Origin of the sequence: Sulfitobacter aquimarinus, assembly GCF_040149565.1 — a bacterium.
Taxonomy (GTDB): domain Bacteria; phylum Pseudomonadota; class Alphaproteobacteria; order Rhodobacterales; family Rhodobacteraceae; genus Sulfitobacter; species Sulfitobacter aquimarinus.
This window is the reverse complement of the sequence record NZ_JBEFLO010000007.1, coordinates 192,896-203,729: the sequence shown is the minus strand read 5'-3', so window position 1 is coordinate 203,729 and position 10,834 is coordinate 192,896. Positions and strand designations below refer to the sequence as shown.

8 protein-coding genes and 6 pseudogenes are annotated in these 10,834 nt (G+C 54.4%); 9 read left to right on the top strand and 5 right to left on the bottom strand.

The window, feature by feature from the left end; genetic code table 11:
• Window positions 1–106 (bottom strand): transposase (locus tag ABMC88_RS14015; protein ID WP_349577523.1); only part of this gene is annotated, 106 nt, incomplete at its 3' end.
• An 84-nt stretch (window positions 107–190) separates the two neighbouring features.
• Here ABMC88_RS14015 and ABMC88_RS14010 point away from each other — a divergent pair.
• Complete coding sequence (locus ABMC88_RS14010; protein WP_349577518.1) at window positions 191–376, top strand: hypothetical protein; 186 nt, start codon at window positions 191–193, stop codon at window positions 374–376.
• 43 nt (window positions 377–419) lie between these two features.
• Here ABMC88_RS14010 and ABMC88_RS18550 read toward each other — a convergent pair.
• Window positions 420–608 (bottom strand): annotated as a pseudogene (locus tag ABMC88_RS18550) (integrase core domain-containing protein); the annotation flags it as partial.
• 228 nt (window positions 609–836) lie between these two features.
• Window positions 837–974: pseudogene (locus ABMC88_RS14005) on the bottom strand (IS3 family transposase); the annotation flags it as partial.
• A 728-nt stretch (window positions 975–1,702) separates the two neighbouring features.
• Between ABMC88_RS14005 and ABMC88_RS14000 the strand changes: the two are divergent.
• From ABMC88_RS14000 to ABMC88_RS13980, 5 genes and pseudogenes are all read left to right on the top strand, one after another.
• Complete coding sequence (locus ABMC88_RS14000) at window positions 1,703–2,674, top strand: hypothetical protein (protein WP_349577517.1); 972 nt, start codon at window positions 1,703–1,705, stop codon at window positions 2,672–2,674.
• Window positions 2,675–3,282: 608 nt separating this feature from the next.
• Window positions 3,283–3,903, top strand: coding sequence for a hypothetical protein (locus ABMC88_RS13995; RefSeq protein ID WP_349577516.1), 621 nt, complete (start codon window positions 3,283–3,285; stop codon window positions 3,901–3,903).
• On the top strand, window positions 3,890–4,309 hold the full coding sequence (locus ABMC88_RS13990) for a hypothetical protein (protein ID WP_349577515.1): 420 nt from the start codon (window positions 3,890–3,892) through the stop codon (window positions 4,307–4,309). The genes ABMC88_RS13995 and ABMC88_RS13990 overlap by 14 nt, the downstream gene beginning before the upstream one ends.
• A 72-nt stretch (window positions 4,310–4,381) precedes the next feature.
• Entirely contained in the window at window positions 4,382–4,579 is a 198-nt protein-coding gene (locus tag ABMC88_RS13985; RefSeq protein WP_349577514.1) for a hypothetical protein, read from the top strand.
• Window positions 4,580–4,745: 166 nt separating this feature from the next.
• Window positions 4,746–5,377: pseudogene (locus tag ABMC88_RS13980) on the top strand (tyrosine-type recombinase/integrase).
• Window positions 5,378–5,568: 191 nt separating this feature from the next.
• On the opposite strand, the gene ABMC88_RS13975 reads toward ABMC88_RS13980, so the two are convergent.
• Both ABMC88_RS13975 and ABMC88_RS13970 read right to left on the bottom strand, forming a co-directional pair.
• Window positions 5,569–6,807 (bottom strand): L-rhamnose isomerase, encoded by a 1,239-nt coding sequence (locus tag ABMC88_RS13975; RefSeq protein WP_349577513.1) that lies wholly within the window; start codon window positions 6,805–6,807, stop codon window positions 5,569–5,571.
• A 22-nt stretch (window positions 6,808–6,829) separates the two neighbouring features.
• A pseudogene (locus ABMC88_RS13970) lies at window positions 6,830–7,990 on the bottom strand (SDR family oxidoreductase); the annotation flags it as partial.
• On the opposite strand from ABMC88_RS13970, the pseudogene ABMC88_RS13965 reads away from it, so the two are divergent.
• The 3 genes and pseudogenes from ABMC88_RS13965 to ABMC88_RS13955 all read left to right on the top strand — a co-directional run.
• Window positions 7,953–8,192 (top strand): annotated as a pseudogene (locus ABMC88_RS13965) (rhamnose ABC transporter substrate-binding protein); the annotation flags it as partial. The pseudogenes ABMC88_RS13970 and ABMC88_RS13965 overlap by 38 nt on opposite strands.
• A gap of 79 nt (window positions 8,193–8,271) precedes the next feature.
• Window positions 8,272–9,815, top strand: a pseudogene (locus tag ABMC88_RS13960) (sugar ABC transporter ATP-binding protein).
• Window positions 9,812–10,792, top strand: coding sequence for an ABC transporter permease (locus tag ABMC88_RS13955; RefSeq protein WP_349577512.1), 981 nt, complete (start codon window positions 9,812–9,814; stop codon window positions 10,790–10,792). The pseudogene ABMC88_RS13960 and the gene ABMC88_RS13955 overlap by 4 nt, the downstream one beginning before the upstream one ends.
• Window positions 10,793–10,834: the final 42 nt, after the last annotated feature.

Genomic DNA, 10,834 nt, shown 5'->3' with positions numbered 1-10,834 from the left:
TGCTGCTCATCCCATGCTCTCGGCAAAGCTCAGAGACAGGCACACCACCCTCCGCCTGCTTCAAAATGCCCATAATCTGCGCGTCACTGTATCGTGCTGTCTTCATCGAAAATCTCCTCAGATATTTTGCCGAGAAAACTCTACTTTTGAACACCACTAATTTTAGGGGGGATTACCGGAGTATTTCATCATGGATCGGGCGCTCAAGCCGCTTTGGCAAATGCAAAACAGCTCCAAGGCGATGATCCTGACAGATGCCGCAGGCAAGATTCGGATTGCTCCGGAAAGCGCTGCATCAGAGCTTGTTGTGAAGGTCGAAAACGGCGCGGCCGCCTCTTTAACCGAGGATGAGCGAAAATCTTGGATACTGGAATGAGATGGTGGTTTCGTTCCTGCTGACCTGCTCCCCATTGAGTGCGTTAATTTACGTTAGCTTTGTTCAGGTTTTGGTCCTCTTGTGGCCGGTCAGCGTTTTCCGCTGGCGTCATTCCGGCGAGGCTTGTGTGTGGTCGGTGGTGGTTGCAGCCGGTACGCCACGCAATGGTCAACTGACGGGCATGACGTAGGCTGTCGAACATATACTCGTTCAGGCATTCGTCGGTCCTCTTGCAATTGAAGCTTTAGACAACCCCGCCGCATGGGCACGCAGATCTTGCCGTTACGTTCGCAAGACATCTTGCGCTCTTTGATGAACTTCATGACGTCCCGAATGTCCGCGTATCGAGCCTAATGCCGAAGCGTATCGGCAATACTAGATAAGTCCGGGCTACTTCTTCAGCGGGTGGCATCGAGTTTGATCACGTAGGCTGCAAGGCGACTATTCGGCGTCGTAATGCTCAGTGGCAGCGACGCGAATGGTAGAGGCTGTTGAGGTATTCGAAGATCGCTATCTCGGCTTTACGCCGTATCTCCCAGTGATGCCGCCAGATCAGTTCAGCTTTGATGATCTTCAAGAACGTCTCGACCGCCACATTGCTCAGCAAGCGCAAGGCATTGCTGAAAAAGACAAGCGATCTGCCCAATGAAGTGTATGGCTTACTGAAAATTCCAAGTATCCGCATAAAAGAAGGGCACAAACTGGCGGACTTCTACGCCGCAAAAAATGCAAAACGCAGTCGCTTTCATGGCTCAATGCGCGGCTTACACAGGAATTGATTTCCTGCGACATCGTTGATAGTTCTATGAAAGATATAAGCTTTTCGAGGTTTAGCCCTTGCGGTTTTTGGTAATAGCAACAGCGTTTTTTTCATTTGCTTCACCCAGTGTGGCAGATTCTTTTTTGAAGAAGGCGGACGAAGGTAGCTCTGCCTTGTTCGACAAATTGGACGAGAAGCAACGCAAGGCCGCCGCTGCCGCAAAGCGCGATAGATCGAAGGACGTGTGTTATCAATTGCCCGCGGGCTCGGACATGCAAACGGCTTGCATGGGGGATTATCCCATGGCGGTCGAGAATGATCGGGCTCGCAACTTGTTGTTAGGCAATTGTCTGGCGCTTGGCCCCAGTTCCGAGCTGACAAACGATCTTAGCTACATTTGTTCAAATGGCCCGCGGGCCTGCAATGTTCTGGATGACGGAAACGCAGCCTATTGGTGTGGAGAGTGCAACGCATCTTCGCGATGGCTTGCCGTGTATTCCTATGGCCGCGTGATCCAGTGTTATTAATAAACCCTTTTAATTTAAAGATTTGTGAAAGGTCGCTCCTTGAAGATTCTTCCTATACTTCCCCTATTTGCCCTGATGGCTTGCGTCAGTCCGTCATCAGACAACGATGCCCCAACAACGGCTAAACCAACGTCGGCGAAATCAACATCGTCGAAACCGGCATCGAGCAAGCGGTCTTTCGCAGCGCCGAACAACCCTGCAAACGGGTCGATGCTGACTTTGCGCACGCAGCCCTGGCAAAACATGTTTACGGAGTGGCAAAGTTCAGGCCCCTGTCAAATTCAGTATGACGACGCCTTTATGCGTCAGGCTGTCATGGATCATCTTTATCCAAACTTTGACCGACGCACTGTGAGCGTTGACAATTTCAACCTGCTGTTGGGGTATGACAAAAACGATACATGTGCGGGCAACGTTAGACATACAGGCCCCGGGACGCTGATGTATATTATCAGCGGCACCACAACTGAAGGGAAACGGCAGAAAAAGCTGATTTGGGCGCAATCTCAGTGGGTCAACGGGCAAGCCAGCGGTTATCTTAACCTGATCGGGTTTGACACGACCTCAAAGCGCTATCCGAACCCGTCATCGGAAGTGAAACACAAGATCGAAAACGTTGGTCAGTTCCGGATCAAAACCGAATTGGTTCCAGTCGGAGATACAAGCGAGAGCGGTGCATCTATCGGAAATCTGATTGGTGCGGATGCAAGTTTCCTTGACGGGGAATTACGTTTCTCGGTCAGACCACAAGTGCCCGTCAGCGGTCTCAAGCCACAAAACCGCCAAATTCGATTTGTTTTGCAGCTTCACAGTTCGATCAATCCGTTGGCCGGCACCGTTGATGTGCGTAAATTCGTGCGTGAGGTGTCGTTGAACCCCGCCAATGGCTACACGGCATCGGGATCGATCAAGATTGACAATGTGGTAACTGCTCAAGAATCTCGGTTGGGGCCGGTGGTTCTCCGTCAGAAACTGGATGAGATAGAGATTAGCGCCTTCTTTATTGACTGATTGGTTTTACCGAAGGGGATTGTCGTTTCGACAAACCCTTTAATCAATCAGCAGCACATCGCCGAGCAGTGCCGAGATCATCACGGCAGCGAGGGGGCTCTAATTTGGTAGCGTGGGTGATATCGCATCAAAGGGCGCTTGTTCGCCCAGCGCCGCTTTGACGCCCACAAGGTCGGACACATTGAGCGCGAGGGCGTCGGCAGACCAGCCCTGCCCCGTCTATTCATCAACAGTCGCTTGCGAACGCGCCACGCCCCGCGCGGCGCAGATCACATGCGCGCCCTCCTCGGCGAGTGCCATAGCGCAGCCTTGACCGCTTGTTCATATCTAACACGAGTGTATCGCTGCTGCGGCGAAAGTCTGGAATCCGCCCTTATATCGATCGACGAGAGCGGCCCAGAGCCGCCATTGATCAGATGTCCAATTGCTGCATCGCAACTTCCCCGAAGCGGACTTTGGAGCAGTTGCGCAGCAATTTGATCTGTTCGATGACAGCAATGCGGACAAACCTGCCGCACAGCTATCAATCTAGAATGTCTGCTTTTCATTTTGTCCTAGATTGTCGGAACGGTTGAAAGGCGTGAGAAGGTCTGACATTTAGGACGGCAATGAAAATTCTGCTTAAAACTTCTATCTTGATCATTTTCTCAGCGGCGTTTGCCACACTGGTCTACGCGGTTTGGTTCGGATGGACATGGCCAGCACGGCTAGAAGCGGCAGCAACAAAATCGATCAACCGCCCGATTGAGAAACACAACATTGTCGAGCTTCATAGCCGTTATGTGAATTCCAACGCTGTCTTAGACATAGCCTTGAGCGCACCCGTGACGGTGGTTGTGCAGGTATCGCGGACTGACCCTCAACTGGTCGCCATTCGCGCTGCAACGGGTGCAGCTTGCGAAGGACCATCGGCGTTTAAAAAGCATGTCTTCGTTAAGTTAGGTTTGTTCGAACACTGCATTATTCGCGAAGACACTGACACGCCGTCAAACGCTTTAGTTCTGAGGCTCATCCGTGATCACGGCCTCGACAGCCGTTGGATCGGCTGGAAGCACTCTGCTCGGGGCAATTCGGGGCAATTCGGTCACGATAGTGTCTGGCAGTTTGACTTGTCAGAGCGGATCGACGGACAAGAGACGCTACTCGGACGGGCAGTCGCTGCGGACTTGAAAAGTGATGATGGTCAAAAATCTATCCCGACCTTCTGGCCCCCCCATGCCCGAATTTGAGCAACGACAAGCCGCCCTTGCAGAGCGACGGGCGGCAATCAGGGCAAAAGGAGCTGCAGAAGAAAATGCGCGATGGGCATTTGGCGCGCGTAATTGGCACGACGAATTTCATGGTACTCCCAGCACTCTGTCCTACGCACTGCTGGAGCGTGCACTGGGCGTCAAAATGGATTTGTCATGGTTGGAGCCCGCGTCTCCGGATCCGCTTCGGGCGATGGACTACGCAGAACGACTGCTCTTTTCAGGTGATCGTTTTGTTGCAACAGATGGGGAAAACTTGCTTAGCGCGCTTATGCGGCCAGCCGCCTGTTATTGGCCAGCATCCTGTGATCCTCCCAATGACGCAATCAGTACAGAGGTACATAATCGTGGCCTTGAAATTGCGCTGCGCGTTCTGGACAGATAGGGAACCAGCCAAGGTCCAGACATCTCCATGATCCATCGATTTGTGATACGGTCACTGCCGAAGGAACACGCTGTGACGCTCTTGAACAAAGCCTTCGAGACAGCTCTTTTGAATGGGCATGGAACTGCCAATTTGTTTTTCCAGTTGCTGCTCAATCGGTTCAAGGATGCCCAGACGTCATTATTGCATGCCAGCATTTGCAGTCTCGACCTGAAACAGCTGCGTGAGACAGAATTGAAATACGCAGAGAGATTTGTTTTGGGCCGTTAGCGAAGAAGCGCAGCCAAGAGATGGTGCCGACACTCACGGACCGCGCAGGATCTGGCAATTCGGGCTCAAACCAGACCTCAGATGCATCGCGGCATCCTGTGATATGTTGCTTCTGTCAACGTCTGGTTGTCGCCGTGGGAGGGATTGGCGGATCGGAGGATCAGTCATGGAAACAACAAACTTACCTGCCATTCGCGCGTTGCGTCCCGCTTGGAACAAGGGGCGGATCGTCGGCCAGAAGCGCCCGCTGAAGCCAAAGCATGTCTGGGCGATCAGGGTTCGGCTTGAACTGGCCGAGAACCATCGCAATCTCGCGTTGTTCAACCTCGCGATCGACAGCAAATTGCGCGGCTGCGATTTGATCAAAATGAAAGTGGTCGATGTTATGGCGTCCGGCCAGACAAAAGAACGGGCGTCAGTTTGCAAAGCAAGACGCACAAACCCGTGCGCTTTGAGATTTCCGAAGGAACCAGAGCCTCACTCGCGAAGTGGATGGGGGATCCGCTGATGGTCGGGTCAGAGCACCTATGGCCTGGGCGCTTTCACGAGCGGTTGCACATCTCAACCCGCCAGTATGCCCGGATTGTCAGGGAATGGGTTTCGTCTATTGGACTGGAAGTGACGGCATATGGAACCCATTCGATGCGACGCACGAAAGTCACGCAGATTTACAAAAAAACGGAAAACCTGCGCGCAGTTCAACTTTTATTAGTTCATACAAAGATGGACAGCACTGTGCGCTATCTGGGCGTAGAGCTGGACGACGCCCTCGCTATCGCGGAAGCCATCGAAATTTAAAAGCATGGGCCATCTTCAGGGACGGCCCATAGCCGCTATTCGAACTACGGTACTCTTCGACAGCCGAATTCCGTAAAGCCGCAATTGGTGAAGGGCGCAGCGTTCCAACGTTGGTCGATGACGGCAAGTATATTCCGCCACAGCGGCTGTAACCTGCACGCTTGATCAGTCAGTATTTCCTACACTGATCGCTAACTACGCCCCTCAACGCTTGCTTGATATCGGACAAGTTCGACCGCGAGGGTCTTACCCGTTGCCACGCTCTTCCGATTGCAGAACTCCTCCCAAACAGCGCCATAGGGGAGATCCTTGATCTCTTCCGTCACCACGAGACGGGTGGTGAAATCGAGCTGATTTTCAACTGATTCAAGTTGCTCCCAAGGTGCCAATAGCGCCCGCAGTAGCGCCTTTTGCATATTTCGCGTGCCAATTACCCAAGCGGCCGTACGGCTGATTGTGGCATCAAAAAAGTCGAGACCGATATGTGTTCGGCCCAGCAGGTCTGCACTCACAAGCTCCTGCGCCATTTGCATAATCGAGTCGTCGAGAAGGATCACATGGTCACTGTCCCAACGCATCGGGCGGCTTACATGCAACAGAATTTCATCCACAGAAAGAGCGACTGAGGTCAGCTTGTCTGCGACGTTTTCCGTGGGGTGGAAATGACCCATGTCGAGACACAAGAGCGTCTCATTGCGGATCGCATACCCCATGTAAAATTCGTGGCTGCCGACCGTGCATGCCTCCACCCCGATGCCGGAAAGTTTGCTTTCCACAGCGTCCAGTATGTGCGCTTTATCCTGCGGGAGGGCCATCATCGCATTGAGCGACAGCTCCAGTCTCTTACGCGGCCCAAATCGGTCTTCGGGCGTGTCTTTATACCCGTCGGGCACCCAGACGTTATTGACGACAGGCGATCCAAGTACTTTTCCCATTTGCGCAGCAATCTCGCGGGAGCGTTTGCCGTGCTCGATCCAAAAATCAAGGATGCCTTGGTCAGGATTGCTCAGCGTCAGGTTATCATCAGCCTTGGTGTGGGCAAAGAATGTCTGGTTGAAATCGAGGCCCAACCCCTGATCTTTAGCCCAGTCCACCCACGCTGCGAAATGGTTGAATTCGATCTCGTCGCGGTCAGGGTTCTGGTCTGTGTCCAGATAGCAGGCATGCAAATTCAGACGGTGGTTGCCCGGTATCATGCTATATGAAAACTCCAGATCCGCACGCAACTCGTCGGGTGTACGGGCGCGACCGGGATGATTGCCAGTGGCCTGAATACCGCCTCCAGGATTACCGGGTTTCTTCTCAAACCCCACAACGTCGTCGCCTTGCCAGCAATGCATAGAGATCGGAATCTCTGCCAGCTTCGCAAGGGCTGCTTCGGTGTCCACGCCCCAATCGGCAAAGGCGGCTTTCGCGCTGTCATAGCTCATGATTGATCCCCCCCGTTCACGCCTAGCGCGTGAACGCCTCCTTGTTGCCGGCATCGACGTTAATAATATTGCCCGTCGATTTCGCAGAGAGGTCAGAGGCCAAGAAATAGGCCGCCTCCGCGATATCCTCGGGCAGCACAGAGCGTTTCAACATCGAACGTTCGCGGTACATTTCTTCCAGCCCGTCCTTGTCTGTACCATAGGTGCCAGCGCGCTGGCCGAGCCATTCACCCTGCCAGATCTTGCTGCCCTTCAGCACGGCATCAGGATTTACAACATTCACCCGCACCCCCATGGGTGCCCCTTCACGGGCCAAACAGCGGGCAAGGTGGATTTCAGACGCCTTGGCGGTGCGGTAGGCGGATGCATTGGGCGATGCGGCCAAGCCATTTTTGGAGGCCACGAACACTACCGCGCCACCCATCTCCTGCACCTTGAACAGTTTGAACGCCTCTCGGCTCACCAAGAAATAACCTGTCGACAGGATCGACATGTTATTGTTCCACAGATCAAGGCTGGTCTCCTTGATCGGGGCGGAACTGGCGATGCCAGCGTTGCTGACCAGAATATCAACCCCGCCGAACTCCGCCGCAATGGTACTATAGGCTTCTGCAACTGCGGTTTCATCCGTCACATTCATGTTCACTGTACGCACAACATCTGGGGAGTATTTTCCGCTGAGCCCCTCAAGCGTCTTTGTCAACGCAGCGTCATCAATGTCGGCCAGCATGACACAAGCCCCTTCACGCAAGTAGCGTTCTGCAGTTGCAGCACCAATGCCGCCTGCCCCGCCCGTGACCAGCGCCACACGGCCTGTCATTGATTTGGGCAGGGGCATGCGTTGCAGCTTGGCCTCTTACAAAAGCCAGTATTCGATATCGAAAGCCTCTTGTTCGGGCAGACCCTGATACTCGGACACGGCATCGGCCCCGCGCATCACGTTAATCGCGTTCACGTAGAATTCGCCCGAGATGCGCGCGGTGGCTTTGTCCTTGGCAAATGTGATCATGCCCACGCCGGGGATCAGGTACACAACTGCGTTCGGGTCGCGGATCGCCGGACTATCGTCCCTTTTGCAGCGGTCATAATAGGCCTGATAGCCCACGCGATATTCGGCAATCGCTTCGGACAGGCCTGCAATGGTCGCATTGACATCCGGTTTAGCGGGATCAAAATCCGCAATCTGGAACCCGATTGATCTGGGCTATTCAGCCACCATGCTGGCCTACGAGCTAAGTCAGAACGGCGCAGAAGCCGCACTTGGTGCAGAAATCCCGATGGATCGCATGGGCGCATTAACGCTGGACGACAATAACGAAGGCGCGATGGCTGATCCGTTTGTCTACGATGCAAGCAACATCGACGACTTCAAGTCGATCTTCTAAACCGCTTCTCGCTGGCCCTGCTGCAATCACATTGCCCGGGGCCAGCCCCACTCTCCCCCCATCCCCCACGAGGTCCTGAATGATGACGCAGCCTGCGCCAATTGCTCAAGACGTGATGCCCGTTGTTTCAATGGACATGATCACCAAGACCTTTCCGAGTGTAAAAGCGCTCGATCATGTCAAACTGGACCTAAACCCTGGACAAGGGACTGCTTTGGTTGGTGAAAACGGCGCAGGGAAATCTACTACTGTTAAAATTCTGACAGGCATCTACCGCACGGATGGGGCACGATCCGCATTGACGGCAACCCCGTTACCTTTGCCTCACCCAATAATGCGGCATCGGCAGGGATCACCGCAATCCATCAAGAAACCGTGCTGTTCGACGAGCTATCTGTCGCTAAGAATATCTATATCGGTCACGCGCCACGCAATCGTTTTGGGCTGATCGACACTGCGCAGATGCACCGCGACGCGGCTGAGCTACTGACCGAGATCGGCGCACCGTTCAGCAGCCACACCCAACTCAGCGACCTTGGCATCGCTAATAAGCACCTTGTCGCGATTGCCCGCGCGCTGTCTGTTGATGCGCGGGTGGTGATTATGGACGAACCCACCGCCGCACTGTCGCATAAAGAAATCGAAGAGCTGTACGAGCTTGTCGACACCCTCAAGGCGCAGGGCAAGGCGATCCTGTTTATCAGCCACAAGTTTGACGAGATTTTCCGCATCGCCGACCGCTATACCGTGTTCCGCGATGGCGGTTTTGTGGGCGACGGTGTGATCGCTGACATTTCCGAGAATGATTTGGTCAAGATGATGGTCGGCCGCTCGGTTGAGCAGATTTTCCCCGACAGAAAACATGACGTCGGTGAAGAGGTGTTGAAGGTCGTCGGCTACGATCACCCAACCGAGTTCTCCGATATCGGCTTTTCCCTCAAGCGCGGCGAAATCCTTGGCTTTTACGGGCTTGTGGGGGCGGGTCGGTCCGAATTCATGCAAGCGCTGTTCGGCATCACCAAGCCCTCCAAAGGGGTTTGCCAGATGGACGGTGTGATCAAGGTCATCCGTTCGCCCGCACAAGCCGTTGAGTATGGCGTCGTCTACGTCCCTGAGGATCGGGGCAAGCAGGGTGCTGTGATCGGATTGCCGATTTTCCAGAACATCACGCTCCCTTCGCTTTCGCGCACCTCAAGGAGAGGGTTCTTGCGATTGGCCGAGGAATTGAAGCTGGCGCACGAATATGCCGAACGGCTGGATCTGCGCGCCGCGGCGCTGGATCAGGACATCGGCAACCTGTCAGGGGGCAACCAGCAAAAGGTCGTGATTGCCAAATGGCTGGCAACCCAGCCAAAGGTGATCATTCTGGAGGAGCCGACAAAGGGGATCGACATCGGGTCGAAATCCGCCGTGCATGAATTCATGGCCGAGCTTGCCGCACAGGGTCTGTCCGTGATCATGGTCAGCTCGGAGATCCCTGAAATCATCGGCATGTCGGACCGTGTCATTGTGATGCGGGATGGCCTGATCGCTGCGGAGTTGTCGCGCGATGAGCTAAGCCCGGAGACACTGGTACGTCATGCGGCGGGGATCACCCAACCAACCGAAGGTGCAGCATCATGAAGCGTTTCGTTCCCCTTCGTGAAGCCATTCTTGGCGCCGCGATCCTGATCCTGACCTTGCTGGTCGCGTCGCGATTCCCTGGATTTGTGACACGGTACAATTTGGCCAATGTCTTTAACGATACCGCCCCGCTTATCATGCTGGCGCTGGGGCAGATGGTGGTGATCCTGACGCGCTGCATTGACCTGTCTGTTGCCGCAAACCTTGCCCTGACGGGTATGGCCGTGGCGATAATCAACCTCACCCTGCCGGGTCTACCCATCCCTGTAATCCTCGCCATTGCGGTCCTGATGGGGGCGTTCATGGGTGCAATCAATGGTATCCTTGTGTGGAAGCTGTCGATCCCGCCAATTGTTGTGACCCTTGGGACGATGACCATCTTCCGCGGCATCATTTTTCTGATCTCTGACGGCAAATGGGTAAACAGCCACGAGATGAGCCCCGCTTTCACAGGCTTTCAACGTACTGTTTTATTGGGGCTGCCAGTTCTGTCGTGGCTTGCGATCCTGACGGTGATTGTCTTTGGCATCATGATGGCGCGCACCCAGTTCGGGCGATCTATCTTTGCTGTGGGCGGCAATCCCCATGCGGCGGTCTATACCGGTATTGACGTTGGGAAGACCCAGTTCTGGGTCTTTGTGGCATCGGGTGCCCTCGCTGGCCTGACGGGGTATCTGTGGGTCGCGCGGTATGCAGTGGCCTATGTGGATATTGCGGGCGGTTTCGAGCTGGAGGTCGTGGCGGCCTGCGTCATTGGCGGCATCTCGATTGCTGGTGGCATGGGCTTCGTTAAAGGTGCTGTGCTTGGTGCGATCTTCCTTGGCGTTGTAAAGAATGCCCTGCCGGTCGTGGATATTTCCCCCATCTGGCAGCTTTCCATCTCCGGCTCTGCCATCCTGATCGCAGTCGCCTTCAACGCCCGCTCGGGCCGCATTAAAGGCCGCGTCATTCTTAAATCAGCGGAGGCAACCAAATGATGGACACCCCCACGACCCGTCTTTTCCAGATCGTTGAAACAG

What these genes read in the sequence shown, in the direction of transcription:
- ABMC88_RS14010 (WP_349577518.1), top strand. Translation starts at nt 191, where the DNA reads ATGGATCGGGCGCTCAAGCCGCTTTGGCAAATGCAAAACAGCTCCAAG.
- ABMC88_RS13995 (WP_349577516.1), top strand. Translation starts at nt 3,283, where the DNA reads ATGAAAATTCTGCTTAAAACTTCTATCTTGATCATTTTCTCAGCGGCG.
- ABMC88_RS13990 (WP_349577515.1), top strand. Translation starts at nt 3,890, where the DNA reads ATGCCCGAATTTGAGCAACGACAAGCCGCCCTTGCAGAGCGACGGGCG.
- ABMC88_RS13975 (WP_349577513.1), bottom strand. Translation starts at nt 6,807, where the DNA reads ATGAGCTATGACAGCGCGAAAGCCGCCTTTGCCGATTGGGGCGTGGAC.
- ABMC88_RS13955 (WP_349577512.1), top strand. Translation starts at nt 9,812, where the DNA reads ATGAAGCGTTTCGTTCCCCTTCGTGAAGCCATTCTTGGCGCCGCGATC.